This is a genomic window from Corynebacterium sp. EPI-003-04-2554_SCH2473622, from assembly GCF_001665955.1.
GTDB classification, from domain to species: Bacteria; Actinomycetota; Actinomycetes; order Mycobacteriales; family Mycobacteriaceae; genus Corynebacterium; species Corynebacterium pseudodiphtheriticum.
Map to the genome: position 1 here is coordinate 1 of NZ_LZMN01000072.1, position 25,426 is coordinate 25,426.

Below are 25,426 nucleotides of genomic sequence, written 5' to 3' on the forward strand. Positions count from 1 at the left end.
CAAACAAAGAACACAACCACCAGAACCAACATCCTGTGAAGTTATTTTCTCTGTCAGCCCCTCGCGGCGACTTGGATAAGCTTAAGCGATAACAAAACACAATGCAAATTCGGGATTTATTGCAAAAGTTTCTGCAGGTAAGGGGCTGTTTTTATGAACAACACCATTACGCACAACTCGACCAAGGTTTGCGTGACTATCACGATCGGAACCGCCTCAAAACCATCCGGAAATGCGAAAGCAATCGGCATAACAACTAGGGAATTTCGGGTGACGCCAGAAAATACCGCTGCCACCCCGTCGTCGATACGCAAATTAGCCACTCTTACGGCAACAATTCCGACCATCGCCATGATTACTGCGAAGACGACATAGATAGCTACCGCAGGTACCAGCTCGCGGCCTTCGCGGAACACATCTGCGCCGTACGTCGCGGTGATGGCGAATAACGTCACCATCATCAACGGCACCATTGCGGCATCTAAGGTGATTCGAGCGTGTCTGGCTATCTTTCCGACGCTCCGGTGCCGCGACGTGCGTTCACACCGCTGTAGTAACCATGCACAACCCAGTGGGATAGCCAACATCCCGACAACGGCACGCAACATTGGCCCCATCGCAGAATCAACGAATTCCGCCCCAATCAACCGCGGGAGTAGCAGACTGAGCAGCGTCATCTGCAGCAGAAACAGCAACGGTGTGATCGCCAACAGCCGGTGATGCGCGGCTCCGGCCATGCCAGAAAATGGCACCACGTAGTCGATGCACGGGGCCAGCAAAACCAAAGTAATCCCGATGAGCAGCACCTGGTCACCACGTACAGGCTGGATTAAAGCCCAAACAACACACGGCACGATGAGAAAATTTAAAACCAAAATTAGTGCGGTTAGCCGTGGGGCTAATCGCACTCGCCGGAGCGGGAGCGCAGAAAACGTCGACAGCATCAAGAGACCAAGAACCGGAGTCGCCATCTTCTCCAGGTCCCACGGGGAGGCGAGAAGGCCGAGCAGTATCGCCGCAATATAGAAAAGAACCTGGTGCTCAGCAAGGAAATCTATCCAACGCTGCTTCCGCTGTGCCACCAGGTTCTGATTCATCATATCGCCGTCACATTAGCGACGTCATATTTTTCTCTGTCACATTCTCACCGTCGTCGGTTAATCTAGTGATAGCAGGCCAGCAGGCCGTCCGGCCCATCAATCACGGCGATGTTCGTATTGAAAATCTCGGTAAGAATCTGATTTTTCATGACCTCTTCTGGAGTACCGAACTCGCAAATCTGTCCGTCTTTTACCGCACAAATATAGTCCGCGTAGCGTGCAGCGAAGTTAATATCATGCAGCACCAGAATGATGGTCCGCCCGAACTCCGGACCTACTTGTTTCAGGTGACGCATCATCTCGACTGAATGCGCAATATCAAGGTTATTTAGCGGTTCATCGAGCAGCACATAATCGGTTTCCTGGCACAACACCATCGCGACGTACGCGCGTTGGCGTTGCCCACCCGATAGCTGGTCCAAGTAGCGGTTTTCCAACGAAGTGAGATTCAGAAAGTCGATGTACTTCGAAATGACTTCCTCATCAGCAGGCGTCAAACGACCTTTGGAATACGGGAAGCGCCCAAACCCGACGAGCTGGCGCACCGTCAAACGCGTAATGAAATGATTTTCCTGGCGCAGAATGGAAACAATGCGCGCCAATTCCTTCGACTTCGTATTAAAAATGTCTGCCCCACCGACGGTAATCTCTCCGGAATCCGGCTGCAGTAACCGCCCGATCATCGTAAGCAAGGTTGACTTGCCGGCGCCGTTCGGGCCGACGAGCGCGGTGATACCGCCGGCAGGAATCTCCAGATTCACCGGGCCAATCTCAACGTCACTGCTATAGGCCTTGTGCAGGTTTCGGAGGGTAATCACAAGCGTCCCTTTCTCAAAATGACAAATAGGAAGACCGAGCCGCCAACCAGCTCGATGACGATCGAGACGACTCCCTGGGCATAGAAAACGTGGTTGAGCACAAAATACGCACCAGTGAGTACTGAAAATGCGGTAAATACCGCCATGGGGAAAACGAAACGGTGGTCAAAAGTATCGGCAAATTGATAAGCCAACGTCGCTACCAAAAATCCAAGGAAGGTCATTGGTCCGACCAATGCCGTCGAAACCGCCATCAGCACGGATACCAAAATCAGCGTACCAATCGACCACAACTTATAGTTCAAGCCCAGGTTCATTGCTGCGTCTTTGCCAAGCCCCAGCACATTCAACCTGCGCGAGAAAACGAACAATAGTCCGGCCGCCCCCAGGCAGAGCGGAATAGCTAACGGATAATATTCCGGATCAGCATTATTGACCGACCCAAACATTCGTGCGGTCAACACATCGAACTCGGACGGTGTGAGCAAGCGCTGCATGAAAGTCGAAATGGAACCCAGACCGCCACCGATAATGATGCCGACCAGCAACATGGCGTGCATATTTGCATGCCTTCCGGTCAACAGCCAAGAATACAGGATCAAGGAAAGCAGAATCATCACGACGATCTGGAACACGAACGTCGACAAGGTGCGGGCGTTATGCAATCCGGCCGCTCCCAGGAAAAACACGGTCGAGGTATGAATCAGCACATACAGCGATTCAAACCCCATGATGGAAGGGGTAATAATGCGGTTATTCGTAACGGTATGAAAAGCCACCGTCGCCATGGCCTGACAGATCGCGACCACCGCCATCGCGATCACGGAATTCATCCGCCGCTCGGCAATGAGCCAAAATTGCTCGGTGCCCACCGGCATCGGGTTCCCATAAGCCAGAAGGCCGAACCCGCAACCAGCAGCTATGACCGCGAGGACACCGAAAATAATCCAATATTTGCGAGCCGCGGCGGAATTTTGAAAGGCAGAGGCACTGCGTTCCCTTCGTTGTTGCCCTTGGTTCTCGCTTATGCATGCTGCCGCACTCATACCGTCTTCCACACGATCCGAAGACTCAGGATTTCCCACCTGCGCACGATCTGCTGTACGAGAAGTGCGTGCCGATACCTTATTTGTCTCAAGATTATCCACGGCGTGCCTGCCTAACAATCAGGGTGACAAAGACAATGGCACCAACGATGCCCAGAATGACAGAAACGGGCATTTCGAATGGACTGATAATCGTACGTCCGATGAGGTCGCACACCACCACAATCGCGATTCCCAACAAGCAGACCCACGGAAGATTCGAGCGCAAATCATCGCCGCGGAACATGGAGACCACATTCGGCACAATCAAGCCCAAAAACGGCAAGGCTCCCACCACTACCGTGACCACGCCGGTGGCTACAGCGATCAAGGCAGTGCCCGCCAATACGATCCGCGCATAATTAACGCCAACGTTGGTGGCAATATCTTCACCAAGCCCGGCGACCGTCAAACGATCGGCAAAGAAAAAAACCGCAACGGCGATCGCAACAACTACCCACAGCACCTCATATTGGCCTTTGTATACCGAGGTAAACGAGCCCATAAACCAGATGCCCAACGATTGCAGCATATCGAATTGCAAGGCGAAAAAAGTCGAGATCGACGAGACCACTGCGCCCAGCATGATGCCGATAATTGGAACTACCAACGATGACCGCAACGAGACCTTGCGCAAAAACAGGAAAAACACCATGGTGCCGACAAAAGCAAAAAAGACGGCACCAATCATGCGTTCAAGCACCGACGCCGTCGGAATGAAGTACATGACAAACAGCAGACCAAGCCCGGCCCATTCGGTAGTTCCAGTGGTGGTCGGCTCCACAAATCGGTTTTGCGTCAGTAATTGCATGACCAAGCCCGACATCGCCATTGCCGCACCTGCTAATACCAACGCAATAGTACGTGGCAAGCGCGTGATGTAGAAAAAGTCCGAACCGTCAGCTGCTTCAAAAATGTTGTATTCGCCAACCATCAGTGATGTCACCAGCAGCGCTGCGACGACGGCGAAACCGACGGCCAGTTTCCAGTCAAATAATTTCGTGCGTGTCTGCGCTCGCCGTGATTGGGATTGCTGTCCCGGCTCGTCGGGAGGCGGACTTGTGCCATCGGGGGTGCTAGGCGTTGTGGCAGTGGTCATGTCTTGTGCCTTCATTTCTTCATCATCGACCGATGCTCATGGCAATGCCGAGGCTACGAATTCGTAGCCTCGGCTGGCATTGTAGGCCTCACTTGTGCATCATTCGAGGAATAATGACTACTCTCGGGACGATCACTCGCACCTACAAACGAGAGCGGAAGAATTACTTCTTCGCTGCTTCAAACGCGTCAGCGATATCGTTCAGAATCTCGGTGTAGGTAATGATGGATTCGTTAGTGTAGGTGTCTTCTGGAGCGTAGACAATCTGCCCGTCTTTGACAGCAGCGACGTTACGCAGAGCATCGGAACCTTCAATCACATCTTTCGCTGCCTGGTAGCCAGGTTCCAACCGTGCAGAAATTGCAGCGTCGCGGTCCAGCACGAACATCCAGGCTGGGTTCGAGTCTGCGATGGCTTCTACGGAAATATCATCACCTTTGTGGTTTTGTGATGCATCATCAACCTCGAGCGCAGGTTTCAAATCCAGCATGTCGAAGATCGGTCCATAAACACGGCCCTTGGACGGAGCGACATATCCAAGCTCACCACCGGAGACGTTCAGTGCCATCACGCTGGATTCACCATCATAGGCTTTCTTCGCGCGTTCGATCGCAGCATCAAATTCGTCGACGAGCTCTTGGGCATCGTCCTCATGCCCGAGCACCTCTCCGAGTGCCAATGCATGCCGACGCAGCTCTTCCGCGAAGTCTTCGTCGTCACGAGGCTCAAACTCTACCAACGCAGCATCTGGGTTCAGCTGCTTAATGTCGTCGTAGTGCGACTGGAAACGCTGCCCATTGATGATGAGATCCGGCTGTGCAGCAACCAAAGCCTCGAGGTCCGGTTCGCGGTGCATACCCAGATCGGCGACCGAATCGTCCTCGCGGTAAGCATCGACCGTATGCGGAACCAGTTGCTTCGGAGCAGCAACCAGGTCTACTCCCCACTTTTCCAAGATCTCGAATGAGCGGTTATCCGTTGCAGCAACAGCCTTGGCGTTTTTCGGGACTTCCTGGGTGCCGTGGTTGTCTTCAATGGTGATGGTGTCACCGTCGGAGGCAGCATCCGACGAAGAGTCCGCAGCGCTTGATTCTGCCGACGTCGTCGCATCTGCGCTGGTGCTCTCGGCATCATCAGTGGAACAAGCTGTAAGAACCAGGCTGGATAGAGCAAGTCCAGTGATTACGGTATTGCGGATCTTAATTGAAGCCATCTTCGTTCACTTCTCCTCGGGGGTAATGTTCGTTCGCAAAACTGGAAATTCTCTGTGTGAAACCTCTTCTACACACAGCCAAAGCTTAACCCTATTAAGCACGGGTTGACTTAACAAGGATTGGCTGGACTATTACACCCTTAGATGGACACGATTCATTAGGAAATCGTTACTTAACCAGCATTTTCCTATGCTTTTCCAATCTTCCCCCTACCCCCGCTAGTGATTTAAGCGACGTTGCGCTTGCCGACACGCCATGCACCGTAGATTAAAGGAATTTGTAGAGGTAGTCGCATTACGCTCACCACAGCTTTTCGCCGTGACTGCGGCACCCACTGCCTCATCATTTCCACGTTTGCGGGAAACACTGCAACCAAAAACGCCGCCGCGACATAACCGGCAATCGAGCGGGTATGGGGTTTCCGCAGCGCATATGCAAGCCCGAGTTCTGCTGCGCCACTGACATAAGTAGCACACCGTGCAGAGACCGGGACCCACCCCGGAACAATCGAATCGAAAACCGCGGGGCGGAGAAAATGCAGTACGCCCGCGACACCGAAAATCGTGCTCAGCCCACGAGCATCTGGCGTTATTCGCTCATTAAGCCGTTGGAACTGCCCACCCCGGCTGGTCGAAACACCCAGCACGTCGGTTTTCTTATCCCGTGTCATATTCATTTCCCGCGTCGCATTCATTTCCCCAACTTAGCAAAATTGCTTCTTGCAAATTGCAGGACTCATATTCGTATTTTCCACGCTTCTATTCGTCGTTTAGCCCCCTTGTGTTCACAGCACAAAAGTGTAGTTTTAGGCTGTTAACGTAATCATTTTCGTGAGTAAGTTCGAGGATTCTCTCATGTCTACATCTCAGTCGGCGACAGACACCGGCACCGCACCAGACGAAACCGGGCCAGATACCGGTTCCGCAACCTTCTTTGGCCACCCACGCATGCTGGCCAACCTGTTTTTCGTGGAAATGTGGGAGCGATTCTCCTTCTACGGAATGCAGATCATCTTGGTCTACTACCTCTACTATTCCGTTGCCGACGGCGGGTTAGGTCTCGATAAAGGCGCTGCTACCGGTGTAATCGGTGCGTACGGTGGCATGGTTTATCTGATGGCTATTGTCGGCGGATATCTAGGCGATAAAGTTTGGGGCCCCGAGCGCACGCTGTTTTATTCAGCCATTGCGATCATGGCAGGTCACATCGCATTGGCCATAATCCCAGATGTCAGCGGTGTCGTCGTCGGCTTGATCCTTATCGCCGTAGGCTCCGGTGGTCTGAAAACCAACGCATCTGTCCTGGTCGGCTCGCTCTATGACCTCAAAGACACCCGCCGGGACGCTGGTTTCACCATCTTCTACATGGGCATCAACATCGGTGCGCTGCTGGGCCCCTTGGCGACGAACTTCGCCTGGGATGTATCCGGCTTCCACCTAGGCTTCGGCATCGCGGCGATCGGTATGGCACTAGGACTCATCCAATACTGGTTCACCCGGAAAAACTTGCCAGCCAGTGCTCACCACGTGTCGAACCCAGCGTCGGCCGCGGAAAAGAAAAAAGCACTCGCTGCAACCATCGCCTTTATCGTTCTTGTCGTCGTCATGGTCTGGGTCTGCCTCATCACGCCAGGCAATATCGATACCTGGGTTATCGGGCTCATCGCAATCTGCGCCATCGTGTTGTTCGTAATTTTGTTCCGCAGCGACAAAACCAACGAAACCGAGCACTCCCGTGTCAAGTCTTTCGTTCCTCTATGGTTCGGAAGCGTGCTGTTCTGGTCGCTCTACCAACAACAGTTCACCGTTATGGCGGTCTATTCCGATACGCGTTTGAACTGGAATATCTTCGGGATGGAGCTCAAGCCCGGATTGTTCAACTCCATCGCACCGCTGTTCATCATCATGTTCGGCACACTGTTTTCCGTCATGTGGACCAAAATGGGCGAAAAACAGCCCACTATTGTCACCAAATTTGCACTCGGTCTACTGGGCGCAGGTATCGCCTTTGCCATTTTCCTGTTTCCTAGCGGACAAGCAATCGTCAACGTGGGATGGTTAGTGGGTGTTCTGTTCGTGATCACGCTAGCCGAGCTATGCATCTCTCCAACCGGCACATCGCTGGCCACGAAACTGGCACCAGAAGCCCACAAATCCCAAATGATGGCGCTGTTCTGGACTTCATTGGGTATGGGCACTGCCATCGCTGGATGGTTGGCGCAGTTCTACAACGAAGAAAACGAAGTCGTGTACTTCTCGATCATGGCGAGCGCGTCATTGATTGGTGGTTTCGCGGTATTCTTCGCACGCAAGCCGATCCTAAAAATGATGCGCGGAGTACGCTAACTCCCCACGTGCATCCATCATCTGCAACCCTTGCTGGCCAGACTGAGAAAACCTCGGACTGGCCAGCTTTTCTTATACACCGTCTGCTATAGCTCTGGCTCGTCTGCCCCGTCTGCGCGAATGGCCAACAAAGCGTAGGTGGTCAACCAATGCGTCGCCATAAAATCTCCGTCGACAAGCTGCTTTTCCACGCTGTCCAACATTGCTGGTGTGCGGTCCGCGATCACCTCTTGAGCTTTTCGACCCAAATGTGGTGCCAGCTCACGCAACATCCACGCGCGCGATAGCGTCAAGCCATACAAATGCGCCAATTGACCATCGGACGGGTCCAAAACTTCCGGGGTCTGGGTCAAGAAAACCAGCGCTTTTTCTTGGCTAGGCAAGTATTATTCTAGCCACGCACTAAATTCGGCTTTATCCAGCACGCGAGAAAGCAACAGCATTTCACACAGCGCATTCGAGAGGAAGTCACTGCCCGACAGCTCCCATTCCACCGGGTAATTGCGATCCCCCAAGAACAGGTTGCGGGCGGCGTCGGCAAGCACATCGGCGAGTCGACCTCGCTCCATCGCTTGCGCGGCATCCAGCATCAAAAACAGATTGAATGCCGTGTTGTAATGCATACCGTGCCGGATCGGTTGGCTTAGCGCAGAAACCCAATTCATGATGTGCTTCTCAGTTAACTCAACTAACGGAAGGAATTCTTCCCGCCCAGAACGGCGCGCAAGTTGTAGCAACCAGGCGCGGCCGTAGGGCTGCTCAAAACTGGGATCATTGACCAGATAATCGTATTCAGCCTGCAGGGACTGCTTATCCCACCGCTGTTCCAGGATATTATGCAGGCGCGTACTAGTTTCCGACGATAGCTTTTCTTCTGACAACAAGCACACCGCCGAATATTGCATGTGCACGCTGGAGTGCCAATCGAAACAGCCCCAGAAACTCGGGTGCTGCGTGCGTGGCCGCACATCACAATCATCGGCAGAGGTACTAATGTGCATATTGACTGCAGGAAATTCCTGCTCCAGCACATCCGCAATACCACGGGCCCACTTTTCTGCAAACTGCCCTAATGATCCTGTGGCAAAAAGTCCTGGAGTCGAATCAGTCATAGCTCACAGTATGCCGAAGGTTTTGCTGCTGAGCCCGAATTGCGCCCCGATTGTGTCCAACCCACATTTTTCAGACATACGCCAGGCATGTATCCGGAATCTTTCTGGATAGCGATACGGATAAGCATCCGGCAGATCCCATAATTTGGCTGATCGATGCCAGTAGTCGCCCCGTAAGAGCGCCAATAAAACATCCCATCGCCGGTAATCATGTCTCAGGTAATCAAGTGTTTGGTGCATTTTTGCAAATAGGCGCGCTAAAAGCGGCCTTTTTTGTTCACTATTTGCAAAAATGCACCATATGTCGACACGACGACCAGGCACATTCCTGGGGATTAACCCAATTTGGCGTTTAACCCGAAGATCATGGCACATATGAGATATTTATGGAAGATGAACACCCCCACTTGCACGCCTATGCACGCTACTGCACAGTTAGCATAACCGCAGTACAAGTGATGATTACATGAGAAAAGCCCAGGTTATTGCTAACCTGGACTACCCCCATACTGTGGAGCTGCCGGGACTTGAACCCGGGTCCTTCGTTGTTTCGCCAGGGCTTCTCCGTGCGCAGTTCGCGCATGATCCTTACTCGGCCCTCCGACTCGCACGAACACGTCTCGGAAGATGGGCCCAGCCATCAGTGAGTGTCCCTACTGGCCCTGATGACTCAGCCAGAAGGCAAGCTCTTTAGTCGATGCCAGATTCCAAGCCAAGAGCATAACTTGGGCTGACAGACACGCGGTCGCTGCAGCTTAATTAGGCAGCGAGGGCGTAGTCACGCTGAGAGGTCTTCTCTGCGTTTATTGTATTTGTAACGCCGCTTACGGTGGCCGTTACCTTACACCGGCACGCTTCCCCTGGCTCAACAGACGAAGTCGAAACCAAATCAACCCCGTTGTCAGGGAAACCCTTGTAAGCGATCAGAATACACCTGTTTGTTGGCTATGTGCAAGCTTGTGCAAGCTTAGGACTATACAACCCGCAGAGCATACTCGCTCTTGCCTGCGACCACATGCAGATTCGTAATTTCGTTAGCATGAACCAATGCGCACGAAACTTTTCCTCGCTTCTTCGCTAACCACCACCCTATTGCTAGCAGCATGTGCGGGACCAGACAGTTCCAGTGAAAGCCCGGCAACAACAGAGTCAACTGGAACAGCCGAGGTAGCCGAAGCAACTCGAGCAACCGGGGCAAGCTCTGCAGAAACTGCGCCTGCAGATTCCTCATCTGACGCGCAACGAAGCCAGTTCCCCACCGCAGAAAATGACGCGGCGAAGCTGTTGGAAGGCATGACGGTCAGCAATCTCGTCGACAAGAAATCGCAGGAGACCGCGCATAAGGCACTCACCGATGCAGGTGTGCCACAGGAAAGTATCGACGGTTTCTTCCGGCTTGTCGACGAATACAATCACGCCGTTCCGACCGGCAGCCTCATCAACGACGGGTTCACCGACTACGGAACGCAAGATCCAGACTATGACGTTGAGGCAATCACCACGGCCTGGCAGCAGCATCACGCCAATTATGCAGGCACGAACTGCCGAATCAACACCTTTACGCTGGCAGATTCCCTGTTCACCGTCAGAAACCAGGACAACCCGAACGAGTCTCTACTGTTTATCGACCAGGAGTCGCTGAACAACGCGCCAGTAGAAATTCTGGATGAGCAAGAGCGCCGCAAGTTCGCTGCGTTCTATAGCAATATCTCAACGACGACAGATCAAGACCCGGCACAGCACATCGCCGATATCCAGGCACATTTCAACGAGCGTGGCATCGAATTCGCCGAGACCGACGCCCGAGTGATCTCAATGTTTTCGCACGACACGCTCACTGACCCGGCGACACTATTCATTGGGCACACCGGCGTCACAGTGCCGCTGGACGATGGCTACCTGTTTCTAGAAAAAATCGCCTTCGATATGCCGTACCAAGCCATCACCGTGCGGGATATGCAGCAGCTCAACGACTATTTAATGCACAAATACGACGATGGGCCAGCCCTAGAATATGGCCGACCCATCATCTTCGATAACGACGAAGTCATCGGCGGTATGCGCTTCGCCAAGCGCTAATACCCGGGTTCGCTAACCCAGCTAGGCACAAGACGAATTAGTCAGCAACGTCGGCTAGTCTCACAACATCTTCCGGAATGGCCCGGTTAGCAGAGAGTATCGGTGTTTTTATCCCCGTTGACGTATTGCTGCAGCGCATATGTGATCGCAGTAACGTATTCGGTAGCACCAATCGGATCCGGGTGGATACCGTCCTCGCGCAACGCCCCTGGGGTGTGCATCGCGTGAGTGCACCAGTCCGCAATATACACATTGTCATAGGTCTTAGCTGCCTCAATGATTTGCTCGCGGGCGCGCGGCATCCAGGATCGGTCACCATATGGCAGAACCATAACGACGGTGCGGTCTTCGCCCATAATCTCCATCATCGAAGCAATCTCGCCCGGATGGGCCTCGCTATTGGTCCCGAATCCGAGGACCACCGTGTCGCGCAGCAGTCCTTGCGAGGCCAGAGATGATGCAACCTGGATGCCGACTCCCCATGCCCGGGAGACATCCGCATCAACATAAATGCCTGGGTATTCTTCGTTCAACGCCATCAACGATGCCAGCATCACCGAATCACCGATGGCGGTAATTTCATCACCGGCGGGCATGCTGCGATCGGAAACGTCTTCCTTATTTGGCTTGTCCTTCGATTTCTCACGATCGCTAGAACTGCCCGTGGAGCTGCTATCGTTGCTGCTTTTCTCGCCGTCGCTCTTCTCAGTATCTATCTTTTTGGCATCCCCGGTTTCAGCATCGCCAGCTTGCTTCTGCATCTCCTGGCGTTGCTGCCGGTTGTGCTCAGCAAGCGCATCCAAATCTTGCTCCAGCTGCGTTTTATCTGATGAATTCACCACCGCGTAGGCAGTTCCGCTCACCGAGCCAACGGTAAGCACGAGCCCGGCTATCCAAGCAACAGGCGCTTTGGGCGAAGCCGTAGCGGAAGCCGAAGCCTTGCGCGGACGGTGCGCCCAGATAACTGCGAAGACTGTGCCATAGCCCTTGCGCCGGAAAGGGTTTTCTATCCAGCGGTAGCTCAATTCCGATAGCCCTAGCGACACTGCCACAGCTAAAAGCCCCCACCAGACAGCATGTCTGTCCAGTGTCTCCTCTGGCGCCAGCTCGCGGATAATCATTATGACCGGCCAGTGCCACAAGTAAATGGAAAACGACCGCTGCCCCAGATAACGCATCAGCGGGAATTCGAAGATCCACCGCAGCGGAGCGACTTCATAGACCACTGCGTAGATCATTCCGGCGCCTGCCAGACTCGTGATAAACAATCCGCCCCAATACGGGAAATTGCCATCATCGGCCATGAAAAATAACTGGACTACATAGATCGCAGTAGCACTTACCCCGATCAGTGCGGCCAAGAACCGCGCTCGCGCAAGCTCTAGTACAGGCCAGGAATCACGTGTCGGATCAGCTTTGCTGGTGGTCAGCAACATCGCCAATACGGCTCCGATCAGCAAGCCAAACGCATGAGTATCGGTGCCGTAATACACACGAGTGGGATCAGCATCCGGGGAATAGACCACCGCCATGGCAATCGCCGAAGCTACCGCCGCCAGCAGCGATGCCAGCGCAATATGCAATCGCTTGCGCGCACCCCACACGGCCAGCAACGCGAACAATGCTAAAGGCCACAGCACGTAGAACTGCTCTTCTACTGCCAGTGACCAATAGTGCGCAAAGACTTCGACCTCGTTATCAGCAAAATACGAGGCCGACGTAGCGATCTGAGTCCAGTTGCTGACGAAAAACAGTGAACCCAAAAACTGCGTCCGGATATTGACTGCAAAATCGCCCCCAATAACACCGACGATCGCGGTGCAGACCACAAGCACAACGACCGCCGTCGGTATGATCCGGCGCAGGCGACGTATCCAGAAGTCCTTCAGATTTACGGTTCCGGTCGTGTCATATTCCCGCAACAGCAACGAAGTGATTAAAAACCCCGAAAGCACAAAAAACATGTCAACGCCCAGATAACCGCCTGGTAACACGTCGCCAAAAAAGTGGTAAGCCACAACCGCTGCCACGGCTAAACCACGCAGACCATCAAGGCCAGCGACTTGCCGTAATCGAGCACGAGTTTTAGACATGAGCTCCAGCCTTTTGCGCCATGCACGCCGTTAAGTAAACATAATTCACCGGAACAACCTCACTCCCAACGAAAATTACTAAACGTTGATGCCCTTCACACGACGTCCCAGCTCTCGAGAGACTTCACGGTTGATGTCGCGGCGTTTAATGTCCTCACGCTTATCGCGGTTCAATTTACCTTCCGCGAGCGCGATTTCACACTTCGCTCTTCCATCTTTGAGGTATACCTTCAGCGGGATTAGCGTGCGGGAGCCATCGCGGACCTGCCCCATCAGCTTGTCGATCTCTCGCCGGTGCAGCAACAGCTTGCGGGTACGCTTCGGTGAGTGGTTCGTCCAATGCCCCATGGAGTATTCCGGGATGTGCAGGTTACGCAACCAAATTTCATTTTTGTCCAAGGTGGCAAACGCGTCGACAAGAGAAATCTTTCCTTCGCGCATGGCTTTAATCTCCGTACCTACCAGCACCATTCCGGCCTCGTAGGTATCGAGAATCTTGAAATCGTGGCGTGCCTTGCGGTTGGTTGCCAAGACCGCCGAGTTGGCCGCCACCGCGTTCTTTTTCGCCTTATTTCCCTTTTTCGCCATAATAAATGCAATCCTACTAGCTTTACTTCCGCACGTAAGAGCGCAACGTGATATACGCGGTAACCCCAGAAAAAGCCATGCCTACAACTGCCACAGTCGGGAAACTAGCCCAGATATCGCGCGTACGGATCGGAGCAATCAACTGCGCCTCATAAAGCCCCGCCAATGAGGGATCCACAATCATGAATTTCGCTGCAAACAAACCAGCCCCGGCAACAACAGCACCGAGCAAGGTAGCCAACATCGCTTCAATAACAAACGGCGCCTGCGTGTACCAGCGGGAAGCCCCCACTATGCGCATAATTCCGATTTCTTCGCGACGGTTGAAAGCCGCAATTTGCACCATGTTGGCGATCAAGAAAATCGCAGCTACCGCTTGCACAATAGCCAAAATAAACGTCGCATTCCGAATGGTGTCCAAATTATCCGTGGCCCCACGGACGTCTTCTACCTGATCAATGACGCCATCCACCTGCGGAAGATCGCGAATTGGATCCAGCGGGCTGGTATCGGTCGGGTCAGCCAAACGGACATGCAGTGCAGCGGGCAGCGCGTCCGGCGAAGTCTCTTCCACCAACACTGGGTCGGTTTCACCGAAAACTTCCACAAACCGTTCATAGGACTGCGCTTGCGAGCGGAAAATCACCGATTCCACGCCATCTTCCGACTCCAAAGCTTGTTTAACCTCGCTACATTGTTCCGAGGTGCAGTCTTCATCATTCGCCGAAACTTCTTCATTCAACTGGACCATTACCTCTACACGCTCGAGATAGATGCCCTTGGTATCCGAAGCCATCATCGAAACCAACACCCCTGCGGTGACCAGGCTGAGCGAAATCGCAGTCGTCACAATCAGCGCAAAAGCCATGGTGAAGTTGCGGCCCAAGCCCTTGAATGATTCTTTGAGCACAAAACTCAGTTTCATATATTTCTCCTGCCCCTGCGGGCTCTCGTTCCTAGCGCGCTTGCCTACCGCGATTCGCCATATACACCGTGAGCTTCATCGCGCACGATCTTGCCGAGGCTCATTTCGATCACGCGTTGACGCATGTCGTTAACCGTGCGTGCGTTGTGCGTAGACATAACGACGGTAGTACCCTTGGCGTTAATCTGCCGTAACAGCGTCATGATCTCGTCTGCGGTGTGCGGGTCCAAGTTGCCCGTCGGCTCGTCGGCAAGCAACAACAATGGCCGGTTTACAAATGCGCGGGCAATGGCGACACGCTGCTGTTCACCACCTGAAAGCTCATTCGGCATCCGGTTGGCTTTGGCATCCAGCCCAACCATTTCCAATGCTTCCATGGTGCGCTTTTTAATGCGCTGTGGCCGTTCGCCAATGACCTCCAGTGCAAAAGCCACATTGTCGTACACGTTTAGTTTGCTGAGCAGACGGAAATCCTGAAAAACGTAGCCAATGCGCTGCCGCAGTTTGTTAATTTCGCTGCCTTTCAGCTTGTTGACGTGAAAGTCTGCGAAATGGATATCACCTTTGGTCACGTTGGTGTCCCGGATGAGGAGCTGCAAAAACGTTGATTTTCCTGATCCGGACGGACCGATCAGGAACACGAATTCACCTTTCTCGATCTGCAAATCGATTTCATCCAGCGCGGGACGTGTTGACGTCGCGTATTCTTTGGAGACTTTGTCGAAAGTGATCACACGTAACACTCTAGCCCCAACCGTGTACCTCGGGTGCTAATGTCGCAGCCCCTGGACAAGTTTCCCTCAGTCCAGATATCGTGAGACGGATCACCAACCAGGTGGTTTCAGAATCATCTCAGAAAACCGGCAGTCAGACCAACCACAGATTGGCCACGCAATGAACACTACTGCTCCTCATAAAAACGCCACAAAGAAAAAAGAAAATCAGACTGCCGCCGATAGCGGCGACAAGACAACTGGATCCGCGGGAGGGTTCCTCGGGCTGATTGAAAAGATCGGCAACAAACTACCAAACCCATTCTGGCTCTTCGTCATCCTTGCCGGCATCGTCGCGTTGTCCAGCTGGCTTGGATCCACACTGGGAATGAAAGCAACCCAGCCTGATTCCGGGGAAATCGTTGCAGTTCAAAATCTGCTGACAACCGAAGGTATCCAACGCATGGTTACCGAGGCTGTCGATAACTTCACCAGCTTCCCGCCGTTGGGCGTGATCCTGACAGTGATGCTCGGTGTAGCTGTTGCGGAACATTCCGGACTGCTCAGCGCCCTGGTGCGGTCCATGGTCGCCAAAGTCGGGCCAAAAGTCTTGACCTTTACGCTAGCTTTGGCCGGTGTCACCGGTTCCGTAGCGTCCGACGCGGTTTATGTCATTTTGATTCCGCTAGGCGCAATGTCTTTCCACGCCCTCGGACGCTCTCCCATTGTGGGCGCGATGGTGGCATTCGCAGCCTCCTCGGCGGGTTTCAACTCCTCGCTCATCCTCAACATCACTGACTTGCTACTAGCAAGCATTTCCACCCCAGCAGCACAGCTTGTCGACGAAAACTACGACGTATCGCCTCTGGCAAATATCTTCTTCGTCATCCCCTCCGCAATCGTGCTCGCTTTGATCATCACGGCTGTCACTGAGCTGTTCGTGAATAAACGTGCACGCGATCTGGTAGATCACGACAAAATTGACTACTCCAAAGTCTCCTTCGACAATGCCGCCGGAGCTGGCAATACATCTGGGGCGGACGAGCCTGCCGACTCTGCCGGCAACAGCGAAGACATCGAAAACAACAGTGACCAGCTCAAGCTCGCTGCCCATGAGAAATCTGGCTTGCGCGCCACCGGCATCGCTTTATTGCTGATGCTCCTGGCATATTTTGCTTTGCTGTTTATCCCCGGCTCACTTCTGGCTGGACCTGACGGGGAAATCATGGATTCACCCCTGATCCGCGCTATCGCAGTTCCAATCGCCGGCATGTTCTTCCTGTGCGGCATTGTTTACGGCCTGGTAGCCAAATCCATCACCAGCTCTGCTGATATCCCAGATTTCATGGCCGCCGGTTTAAAAACCATGCTGCCCATGATCGTGCTGTTTTTTGCGGTAGCACAGTTTTTAGCTTGGTTCGAATGGTCTAACCTCGGCGTCTGGACCGCGATTACTGGTTCTGAATTACTCGAACGCGCAGATCTACCACCAATTCTGCTTTTTGCCGGCGTTGTTGCATTAGTAGCGCTACTGAACCTATTCATCACTTCAGGCTCAGCGCAATGGGCGCTGATGGCACCAGTCCTCGTCCCCATGCTGATGTACGTCGGTACTGCACCAGAAGTCACCCAGATGCTGTTCCGCATCGGGGACAGCCCGACAAATATCATCACGCCGATGTCGCCATACTTTGCGCTGGCACTCACCTTCTTGCAGCGCTACTACAAGCGTTCCGGAGTAGGTACGCTGATGTCGCTGGCGCTCCCCTACTCAATCGCAATGATCATTGGCTGGTTTATCTTCTTTCTGATCTGGTATTTCCTGGGCATCCCGCTGGGGCCAGGATCACCGATGGAATATCCTGCCAACTAGTCCGCAGCAGCGTCATCGCTGCTTGTCTCCCCTGCATCCGACATACGCCAACGGATGGCAGCTTCTAAGAAGCCATCCAAATCACCATCAAGTACCTTGCCCGGGTCCCCAACTTCATGGTTGGTCCGTAAATCTTTCACCATCTGGTACGGGTGCAGGACATAAGAACGCATCTGGTTACCCCACGAAGCATTTCCTCCCGCGCCGAGCGCATCCAGCTCGGCGCGTTCTTCTTGCCGCTTGCGCTCCAACAATTTCGCTTGCAGCACACGCATGGCTGAGGCTTTGTTTTGAATCTGAGATTTCTCGTTCTGACAGGTCACGACGATTCCAGTAGGTAGGTGCGTCAGACGAACCGCCGAGTCCGTAGTATTCACCGACTGGCCACCCGGCCCCGAGGAACGATAGACATCAGTGCGGATCTCAGAATCCGGAACCTCGATGGAATCTGTTTGTTCTACAACCGGCAGCACTTCGACTTCGGCGAAAGAGGTTTGCCGCCGCGCCTGGTTATCGAACGGCGAGATTCGCACCAAACGGTGTGCGCCTTGTTCTACCGACAGGGTTCCATACATGTACTGGCCGTGCACAACGAAAGTCGCAGACTTAATACCGGCTTCTTCAGCATAGGAGACATCATAAATTTCGACTTTATGGCCCTTCCGCTCCGCCCAACGGATATACATGCGCATCAACATTTCGGCCCAATCTGCAGCGTCCACGCCACCGGCGCCGGAACGGATACTGATCACAGCTTCCCGCTCGTCGTATTCTCCCCCCAGCAGCGTGGTGATCTCCATCGCGTGGATATCTTCTTGCAACCCCGCTAATTCTTCATCGGCAGCGAGCATGGCCGCCTCGTCTCCACCTGCGGCGGCTTCTTCGTCGGCAAGCTCGTACAACACCGGAATATCGTCAAGACGCTGACTTAGGTCGGACAGCTTACGTAGTTTCGCCTGATTAGCCGACAATTCTGAGGTGATCTGCTGTGCATGCGCAGGATCGTCCCAAAGACTCGGATCAGCAGCTTTATCCTCTAGCTCACGCACCCGTTCTTTGAGGTGCTCCGGGTCCACGACCTGCTCGATTGAGGCCAGCGTGGTGGTGAGCTCTTTGACTACAGCTGCTTTATCCGATCGCATAACTTTCCAGCCTACTCAATGATTCTGGTTGCTCAATCATGCTGGCTATTCACTCATGTTGGTTGCTCAACTGCTCAACCCAACACGCTGCAGTAAACAACAGAAAAACTAGCAATAACCAAAAACAACGCAGATCAGCAACGTTGGAAACCGAAATTTTCCGTTGCACGCTTTTCAGGCAAAATAGATGATATGAATTCGCCTGCTGATTCTACGTCCGATTCCACTTCCGACGCGCACTCCGCTCACGATCCACAAGTGGAACTCGATAAAGCCATCGACGCCACCGCCAAAGCTTTCATGGTTGCCCACGTCAGCGATGATGACGGACAACTGGCCCAGGCGTTAGTTCTCAACGCCGGGCGCATTGCCTGGCGCTTGCGGGAAAAGGGCTTGGAACAAGACACCAAGACCTCAATCTCGGATGTAGTGACCAATGCAGATCGTGCAGCCGAGCGTTTTATCGCCGCGGTATTAGAAGGAATCCGGGCAGAAGACGGCATCGTCGGCGAGGAAGGCACCCAAACCCGCAGCCGCTCCGGGCGTAATTGGGTCATTGACCCAGTCGACGGGACCTACAACTTCGCTTCCGGTTCAGACTACTGGTGTTCCGCGCTGGCTTTAGTACGCGGAGCTGTAGATGATCCAGACGAGATTATTGCTGCTGCCGTGCACCGCCCAGCAATGGGATATACCTGGTTTTCCGGATCCGGGCTACGCACGACTCGCGATGGCAAAGAACTAGCGCCGATCGACGATCGTACTCTGGACAAATCTTGTGTGGGCACCTATCTACACCCGACCTGCATGAACAAGGAACCTACCCAACGCGCGTGGCATTCTGTGCTTAGCAACGTCGCCACTCTACGAATGCTTGGCGCAGGATCTGTCGATCTGGCGTCGGTCGCTGATGGCACTCTGCACGCTTGGATGCAGCATTCGGTTCCTGCTTGGGATTGGCTCCCAGGGAAAGCACTGGTAGAAGGCGCAGGCGGGGCCACCGCGATCCAATTTGCAGGCGGGGTTCGCTGGCACATCGCAGGAAATCAACGCACCGTCGCGGAAATCGTGGACATACTGAAAGGCACCGACCATGACTAACCCAGTCTCGGAATCCCGTGTGGAAACCAGCACCGGCTCCGCCTACGCCGAAGACCTCGCACTCGCACTTGAGCTCGCCGATCGCGCGGATGGCATCACGCTGCACCGTTTTAACTCCGCCGACCTGCGCGTGCAATCAAAGCCGGATATGACGCCGGTCAGCGACGCCGATATTGCCTGCGAGGAGATGCTACGCGAACAATTGGGCGGCGCCCGCCACAAAGATGCCATTCTTGGCGAGGAAATGGGTGGCACCCCGGTCTTTTCTGGACGACAGTGGGTCATCGACCCCATCGATGGCACCAAAAACTACGTTCGTGGCGTCCCCGTGTGGGCGACGTTGATTGCTTTGCTTGTCGACGGCGAGCCTGTCGTCGGAGTTGTCTCTGCCCCAGCTCTAGGCCGACGGTGGTACGCGGCCAAAGACCACGGTGCTTTCCGACGCGTATTTGCCGGTGAACCGGATCCATTATCGGTTTCTGAGGTGCGCGATTTAGGCGACGCGTCAATGTCGTTTTCTTCTCTGGCCGGTTGGCAGGAACGAGACAAGCTCAACGACTTCGTGGAATTGAGTGACAAAACCTGGCGACTGCGTGGATTTGGTGACTTCTGGTCTTACTGCCTAGTAGCCGAGGGGGCAGTCGATGCCGCTGCGGAACCAGAAGTATCGCTGTGGGATTTAGCAGCGCTGGACATCATCGTGCGTGAAGCCGGTGGGAATTTCACCAGCCTTGATGGCAAGCGAGGCCCACACGGCGGCTCGGCGGTGGCCACGAATGGTCACCTGCACGAATCCGTGTTGGGCCTTCTGGGTTAATACAGACTGGGTGAGCCAAGCAAGATCTTGTGTTGCCACGCCACTGCGCGGTGCGGTCTTAAGACTGCACCGCCTTTAGTTTTCCGGCAACTGGAAACCGGCTCCTACCCCACCCCGTGCATTGAGATCAGCAAAAAGGGTGTTGGCATCAGTAGCCATGGTTGGTACATGCACGAACCCTTGCAATGGGCTCCGGCAGGATAGATCCAGCCCGGTCGGATTCGCACCACCAGAAATCACTCCTACCAAGCGGTTGCCAGTCAGGAGCGGCCCACCGGAATCTCCCAGGCTCGCGCATACCTGATTGAACTGAATACCCTGAACCGCACCGTAGTGAATACCGCAGGTATAACCAGTGGCCACGCCGTTCTTGCACACTTGTTCACCGAAATGCGGGCCATCTGCTATCTCGTCGATGGTGACATTGTTATAACTGCGCGTGACCTCAGCATTGGAACCAAATTCGATCACAGAATAGTCGTGCCGCTCATTGGAAGCGACGATGGTACCGGAATTACCCACTTGCCAGGAGTCACCCGAGGCAACATATTCGCCTTCTCTACCACAGTGTCCGGCAGTAATACCTACCTTGCGGCCTTGTGCATCAGTGCCGGCAACCGCGAGCGTGCAGACTCCTGAGTCACCGACAAATAGCGGCGTACCTGGGCCATACAACGATTTTCCCTGTGCGAGGTATTCATTTGATTCTTCCGGAATACGGGGCGCATCAAACCAAGATCCGGGAACTCGGTGCAAAATGAAATCCTCGGTGGGCTTGCCCGCCAGGATCTTCGACAGCGGGTCATTAACCCAGCGCATATTAGGATCCACTGCCGGGTTTTCGATAATCGCCGGGCGCTCGCCGATGCCGTCATAAGCTGTGCCTGAAGCTGTGCCGACGCTTGCACCTGTGTCTGCGTCGACAGCTGACTCGTCGACATGAGATTCGTCGGCAGCGTACGCATTACCAGAGGTTTGGCGGGTGGAAATCTGTTCAACGGACTTTGACTCGTTTGCCGACGCCTGCGGGCGCTGCGGGCTCCGGTGCTGAGGTAGCACGCTGGCGATCTGCTGGTCGATAGCATCGGTGATCTCTCGGTCTAGCTCCGGGGTTTGAATCCCCCACTGCTGCAACTGGCCACGGGCGTTATCGACGAATCCGGCAGAATCAACCATTGGACCTTCTTCGATGGTCTTGCGGACCTCGTGATACGCCCCGGCGCGCTGATCCCAAGGTTCGGCGTGCGCGGTGGCAGCTCCTGTTACTAGGCCGGTCACACACGTTGCCGCAGACGCAATGATGGCGGTGAACTTCCGTTTCCCGCTACTGCGCGTGTTCACCGACTGTGTGCTTGTCTGCTGTGCTTCACGGTATTGTGCTGCTCGCTGCGCCGCTGGTCGTCCTCGCACGAATCATCCTCTATTCTGCTCGCTCAGGGTAATTCTTTTCTGCCTCATGGTGTCATGCTCATGGTGGCATGGAGTTCCAGTAATCTGGTGGGAATTAATCAGGTCGTTGGATGATAGTTACCAAACGTTTATTACCTGTGAGCGCGAGCTGGGAGAACACTTTTTGTTCACTGCACGCACCACCCCCATACGTGCAGTTAGTCCACGATCTTTTCCGGATCACCGAGCCGCTCGCCAAGCCCCACCAGCACAGCAAAAACCGCAGCCAAAGCCAGCGAAACGCCTGACCAGAACGGGTACAACTTGGGCCCAGCTGCCTTCGCTAACAACGCGCCGAGAAACCCGCCCAGAGTGTTGGAGAGGAGATCATCAGTAGAGCTTCGTCCGATAGAAAATGCGTATTGTGCTATTTCGATACTGAAACTGCACAGCGCAGCCAGTACGGCGACTTTCCATACGCTTGCCCACCCAGTCCGCGGTCCACCGCGCACTCGGTTGCTTCCCCCGCGCGAACTTCCCATGGAAAGCACGATAAACAACAACGCACCAAAGGGAATGAATAAAGCGGTATTACCACCATATTCGAACACACTGAGGAACCAGTTCGATGACGAGCGCCAGACATCGAGTGGTTCCAGAATGATTTCACGCACCCGTTGGTTGTCTGGGTCCCAGAGATAACCGATCTGATAGAAGCTTTTCAGCAAAGTTAAGGCAATGATAACTACCAGCCAAGCTAGAAATGCGATTCGGTGCAGGTTTTTCATTAGTCGTTATTGCCGTTTTCTGGGCTGCGGGCGGAAATCTGCGATTGTTGCAGCTGTGCTGAGTGCCCGCGCAAAGCTTCCAGCCCTGTCGTCGCCAAGGGAATTTCTTCCCGGCGCATTGCTTCGAGCACCGCGAAGATCACTGCATCGGTGGCCTCGCGGGATTCTAGCCGCGTGGACCCAGACCAGAATAATAATTCGAGGCTGACGGTTTCGGTGCCGACTTCGAGGTAATACGCAGTTGGTGCAGGATCGTGCAACACGCATTCCACCGAATCCATCGCTGCAATCGCGGTGTTTTTGGCTTTGGCGAGATCAGCGTTGGTAGCTATATCAATCACCACCCGGGCACGGATGGTTTCAAATCCGGTCTGCACGATGACTTCTCCCGAATGCATGAGCGTATTCGGGATAACGACGAGCTGGCCGTCGAAACGTCTAATGCTTGTGGAACTGAGGTAAATATAAGTGATGGTCCCGGCGTTATCACCCACCTGCACCTGATCACCGACGCGGAATTGATCACGCGCGAGGATCATGATGCCAGCAAACATGTTGCCCAGCACCGTCTGAAAGGCAATACCGGCAGCGATGGAAACAACACCAATGCCGCCGAGAATATCAACCGGGTTAATCGAGGGAAAAACCACCGTCATGGCGGCAGAAAAGGCCAGCACGGCGATGATCCAGAACACCAAACGGCCAAACACCCTGCGTGAACTGTGTACTCTACCGCGTGCTCGCAAATAAAGGCGTGTGATAGCAGTTGCAACGGCTGCGATGACAAGACCAATCAGCAGCGTAATAAAACCGCGGAATACCCCATCCCACGTAATAGTGCGGATGAGTTCTTCACCAGGTGCATTCACGCCGAGTCCATTCACACTTCACTATCTTAGAAGCCATGAGCTTAGAAAATCGAGTAACTAATCCCGACGGATCCATCACGGCGGTTCCTGTTGCCAGCTATCCGGTGCGTAAGCATGAGATCCTCTTATTCCGTGTCTTCGACGTGCGCGGTGAACAGGGCGGTGAGGGTACGGCACGCCCGGCAGCGTTTTCGGTGCTGGCCGACCGGCTGTGGCCGCGCGGGATCAGCAAAGAAGATCTGCAGCCAGACCTGTGGGAGAAACAGCTGTGCCCGTCGAAAGAACTCCGGGAAGAGTTCCACGACGGGCTGTCTTTCGACGAATTCAGCCAGCGCTACAGGTCCGAGCTAGACCAGCGAGCTGCCAATGGCGAGCTTACCGACGCCATGACGACCTTGTCTAAAGCAGCGGGGCAAGGAAATATCGCGCTACTGTTCGCCGGCAAGGACACTGAGCACACCCATGCTCGTGTCCTGGCGCAATGGTTGGTGGAAGCAGTCAGTGCAGACGCAGATTCTTAATTCACGAATTGCGTATTGCGTGTTGTTCCACACGCCTGAGCTTTAGTCTTCGCGGGACTTAAATGGGGTCGGAATCCGCACACCGCGCTCTTCTGCGACTTCATTAGCCCGGTTGTAACCAGCATCGACGTGGCGGATCACACCCATCGCAGGGTCGTTGGTCAACACAGCTTCCAGCTTCTTCGCGGCCAGCTCCGTACCATCAGCGACCGTGACCTGGCCACAGTGGATGGAACGGCCCATACCAACGCCGCCACCGTGGTGCAGGGACACCCACGTGGCACCGCCGGAGGTTGCGGTCAGCGCGTTGAGCAGCGGCCAGTCAGCAACAGCGTCGGTACCGTCCAACATGCCTTCGGTTTCGCGGTATGGCGAGGCTACCGAACCAGAGTCCAAGTGGTCACGGCCAATAACGATCGGCGCTTTGACCTTGCCTTCTGCTACCAGCTTGTTGAACAGCAAACCTGCCTTGTGGCGCTCGCCGTATCCCAACCAGCAGATACGTGCTGGCAGGCCTTCAAATTCCACGTATTCATCGGCAGCATCCAGCCAGTTGTGCAGGTGCTCGTTTTCTGGGAACAGTTCCTTGATGGCCTGGTCGGTGACCTTGATATCCTCTGGATCTCCGGAAAGCGCCACCCAGCGGAATGGTCCCAGCCCTTCACAGAACAATGGCCGGATATATGCCGGGACGAAGCCTGGGAATTCAAATGCGCGATTATAGCCAGCATGTCGGGCCTCGTCACGAATGGAGTTGCCGTAATCAAAGACTTCAGCACCTTCATCCTGGAATTCGACCATCGCTTGCACCTGAGCCGCCATCGATTCGCGTGCTTTCTTGGTAAAAGTCTGCGGGTCAGCCTTCGCCTCGCGGTGCCATTCGTCGACTGAGTGCTCCACCGGCAGGTAGGACAACGGATCGTGCGCGGAAGTCTGGTCTGTCACAATGTCGACTGTGAGCTCGCCTGCGCGGTGTCGCTTGAGCATCTCTGGGAAGATTTCGGCAGCATTGCCGACGACACCAATGGTCAGCGCGCGTTTTTCTGCTTTGGCCTGGTTAGCCATCTCGATGGCTTCATCCAGCGAGGTGGTGACCTCATCCAGGTAGCGCTTGCCTTGTCGACGTTTCAAACGGGTCTCATCAACATCGGCAATGATGCACACACCACCATTGAGTTTGACGGCTAGCGGCTGCGCACCGCCCATACCGCCGCACCCACCGGTCAAAGTCAGGGTTCCAGCCAAGGTGTCGTTGAAACGCTTGGTGGCAACCGCAGCGAACGTTTCGTAGGTACCCTGCAAGATTCCCTGGGTGGCAATATAGATCCAGGAACCTGCGGTCATCTGGCCGTACATCATTAGGCCTTCAGATTCCAGCTTGCGGAAGTGCTCCCAGTTGGCCCAGTCACCCACCAGGTTGGAGTTAGCAATCAGCACACGTGGAGCCCATTCATTGGTACGCAGCACGCCGACAGGCTTACCGGATTGCACCAGCAAGGTCTCATCAGATTCCAGGTCCTTAAGCACATCAACGATGGCATCGAAGGATTCCCAATTACGGGCAGCTTTACCAGTACCGCCATAAACCACGAGATCTTCCGGACGCTCTGCAACCTCGGGGTCCAGGTTGTTCATCAACATGCGCAGCGGAGCTTCCGTCTGCCACGATTTTGCGGACAATTCGGTTCCGCGTGGGGCGCGAATTTCACGGGGTTGCGACATAGTGGTGGGTATCCTTTCACTCAAACACTTCGT

21 protein-coding genes, 1 other RNA gene and 1 pseudogene are annotated in these 25,426 nt (G+C 54.3%); 6 read left to right on the plus strand and 17 right to left on the minus strand.

Annotated features, from left to right (window positions below; translation table 11 throughout):
- Positions 1-116: 116 nt before the first annotated feature.
- From A5774_RS07755 to A5774_RS07780, 6 genes are all read right to left on the minus strand, one after another.
- Positions 117-1,100 (minus strand): hypothetical protein, encoded by a 984-nt coding sequence (locus tag A5774_RS07755; RefSeq protein ID WP_082936160.1) that lies wholly within the window; start codon positions 1,098-1,100, stop codon positions 117-119.
- A gap of 62 nt (positions 1,101-1,162) precedes the next feature.
- Complete coding sequence (locus A5774_RS07760; RefSeq protein WP_027017965.1) at positions 1,163-1,918, minus strand: ABC transporter ATP-binding protein; 756 nt, start codon at positions 1,916-1,918, stop codon at positions 1,163-1,165.
- A complete protein-coding gene (locus A5774_RS07765) occupies positions 1,915-2,964 on the minus strand; it encodes an iron chelate uptake ABC transporter family permease subunit (protein ID WP_064834281.1) in 1,050 nt (349 codons plus the stop codon). The genes A5774_RS07760 and A5774_RS07765 overlap by 4 nt, the downstream gene beginning before the upstream one ends.
- Before the next feature lie 94 nt (positions 2,965-3,058).
- Positions 3,059-4,102, minus strand: a complete 1,044-nt coding sequence (locus A5774_RS07770; RefSeq protein ID WP_023018217.1) for an ABC transporter permease — start codon at positions 4,100-4,102, stop codon at positions 3,059-3,061.
- A gap of 163 nt (positions 4,103-4,265) precedes the next feature.
- On the minus strand, positions 4,266-5,315 hold the full coding sequence (locus A5774_RS07775) for a siderophore ABC transporter substrate-binding protein (RefSeq protein ID WP_023018218.1): 1,050 nt from the start codon (positions 5,313-5,315) through the stop codon (positions 4,266-4,268).
- A gap of 227 nt (positions 5,316-5,542) precedes the next feature.
- On the minus strand, positions 5,543-5,992 hold the full coding sequence (locus tag A5774_RS07780) for a hypothetical protein (RefSeq protein ID WP_231892386.1): 450 nt from the start codon (positions 5,990-5,992) through the stop codon (positions 5,543-5,545).
- A gap of 178 nt (positions 5,993-6,170) precedes the next feature.
- Between A5774_RS07780 and A5774_RS07785 the strand changes: the two genes are divergently transcribed.
- Positions 6,171-7,661 carry a peptide MFS transporter gene (locus tag A5774_RS07785; RefSeq protein ID WP_082936161.1) on the plus strand — a complete coding sequence of 497 codons (1,491 nt, stop codon included), beginning with the start codon at positions 6,171-6,173 and terminating at the stop codon, positions 7,659-7,661.
- 86 nt (positions 7,662-7,747) lie between these two features.
- Here the strand turns inward: A5774_RS07785 and A5774_RS11745 are convergent.
- Together A5774_RS11745 and ssrA are read right to left on the minus strand one after the other, a co-directional pair.
- Positions 7,748-8,773 (minus strand): annotated as a pseudogene (locus A5774_RS11745) (DUF2891 family protein).
- Positions 8,774-9,282: 509 nt separating this feature from the next.
- Positions 9,283-9,670, minus strand: a transfer-messenger RNA (tmRNA) gene (gene ssrA, locus A5774_RS07795).
- A 150-nt stretch (positions 9,671-9,820) separates the two neighbouring features.
- Here ssrA and A5774_RS07800 point away from each other — a divergent pair.
- On the plus strand, positions 9,821-10,852 hold the full coding sequence (locus tag A5774_RS07800) for a DUF4300 family protein (RefSeq protein WP_064834209.1): 1,032 nt from the start codon (positions 9,821-9,823) through the stop codon (positions 10,850-10,852).
- Positions 10,853-10,938: 86 nt separating this feature from the next.
- Here the strand turns inward: A5774_RS07800 and A5774_RS07805 are convergent, their stop codons facing one another.
- From A5774_RS07805 to ftsE, 4 genes are all read right to left on the minus strand, one after another.
- Positions 10,939-12,945: an acyltransferase family protein gene (locus A5774_RS07805; RefSeq protein ID WP_064834211.1), complete on the minus strand. Its 2,007-nt coding sequence runs from the start codon at positions 12,943-12,945 to the stop codon at positions 10,939-10,941.
- Positions 12,946-13,023: 78 nt separating this feature from the next.
- Positions 13,024-13,533: an SsrA-binding protein SmpB gene (gene smpB / locus A5774_RS07810; RefSeq protein WP_021353701.1), complete on the minus strand. Its 510-nt coding sequence runs from the start codon at positions 13,531-13,533 to the stop codon at positions 13,024-13,026.
- Positions 13,534-13,555: 22 nt separating this feature from the next.
- Positions 13,556-14,458 (minus strand): permease-like cell division protein FtsX, encoded by a 903-nt coding sequence (gene ftsX, locus A5774_RS07815; RefSeq protein ID WP_021353700.1) that lies wholly within the window; start codon positions 14,456-14,458, stop codon positions 13,556-13,558.
- Positions 14,459-14,502: 44 nt separating this feature from the next.
- On the minus strand, positions 14,503-15,192 hold the full coding sequence (ftsE, locus tag A5774_RS07820; RefSeq protein WP_023018224.1) for a cell division ATP-binding protein FtsE: 690 nt from the start codon (positions 15,190-15,192) through the stop codon (positions 14,503-14,505).
- 160 nt (positions 15,193-15,352) lie between these two features.
- Here ftsE and A5774_RS07825 point away from each other — a divergent pair, with 160 nt between their 5' ends.
- Positions 15,353-17,044, plus strand: coding sequence for an AbgT family transporter (locus A5774_RS07825; RefSeq protein WP_064834213.1), 1,692 nt, complete (start codon positions 15,353-15,355; stop codon positions 17,042-17,044).
- Here the strand turns inward: A5774_RS07825 and prfB are convergent.
- A complete protein-coding gene (prfB, locus tag A5774_RS07830) occupies positions 17,041-18,186 on the minus strand; it encodes a peptide chain release factor 2 (RefSeq protein ID WP_064834215.1) in 1,146 nt (381 codons plus the stop codon). The two genes, A5774_RS07825 and prfB, sit on opposite strands and share 4 nt — an antisense overlap.
- Positions 18,187-18,378: 192 nt before the next feature.
- Between prfB and A5774_RS07835 the strand changes: the two genes are divergently transcribed.
- Both A5774_RS07835 and hisN read left to right on the plus strand, forming a co-directional pair.
- Positions 18,379-19,287: an inositol monophosphatase family protein gene (locus A5774_RS07835; protein WP_021353696.1), complete on the plus strand. Its 909-nt coding sequence runs from the start codon at positions 18,379-18,381 to the stop codon at positions 19,285-19,287.
- On the plus strand, positions 19,280-20,104 hold the full coding sequence (hisN, locus tag A5774_RS07840) for a histidinol-phosphatase (RefSeq protein ID WP_064834217.1): 825 nt from the start codon (positions 19,280-19,282) through the stop codon (positions 20,102-20,104). The genes A5774_RS07835 and hisN overlap by 8 nt, the downstream gene beginning before the upstream one ends.
- 75 nt (positions 20,105-20,179) lie before the next feature.
- On the opposite strand, the gene A5774_RS07845 is transcribed toward hisN, so the two are convergent.
- From A5774_RS07845 to A5774_RS07855, 3 genes are all read right to left on the minus strand, one after another.
- Positions 20,180-21,514, minus strand: a complete 1,335-nt coding sequence (locus tag A5774_RS07845; RefSeq protein ID WP_231892387.1) for a S1 family peptidase — start codon at positions 21,512-21,514, stop codon at positions 20,180-20,182.
- 197 nt (positions 21,515-21,711) lie between these two features.
- Entirely contained in the window at positions 21,712-22,281 is a 570-nt protein-coding gene (locus A5774_RS07850; RefSeq protein WP_035000635.1) for a VanZ family protein, read from the minus strand.
- Positions 22,281-23,150, minus strand: a complete 870-nt coding sequence (locus tag A5774_RS07855; protein WP_231892388.1) for a mechanosensitive ion channel family protein — start codon at positions 23,148-23,150, stop codon at positions 22,281-22,283. The genes A5774_RS07850 and A5774_RS07855 overlap by 1 nt, the downstream gene beginning before the upstream one ends.
- A 35-nt stretch (positions 23,151-23,185) precedes the next feature.
- Between A5774_RS07855 and A5774_RS07860 the strand changes: the two genes are divergently transcribed.
- Positions 23,186-23,671: a DUF488 domain-containing protein gene (locus A5774_RS07860; protein ID WP_082936162.1), complete on the plus strand. Its 486-nt coding sequence runs from the start codon at positions 23,186-23,188 to the stop codon at positions 23,669-23,671.
- Between the two features lie 42 nt (positions 23,672-23,713).
- Here the strand turns inward: A5774_RS07860 and A5774_RS07865 are convergent, their stop codons facing one another.
- The gene (locus A5774_RS07865) at positions 23,714-25,393 is read right to left on the minus strand and encodes a urocanate hydratase (protein ID WP_021353690.1); all 1,680 of its coding nucleotides are present in this window, start codon (positions 25,391-25,393) and stop codon (positions 23,714-23,716) included.
- Positions 25,394-25,426 lie beyond the last annotated feature (33 nt).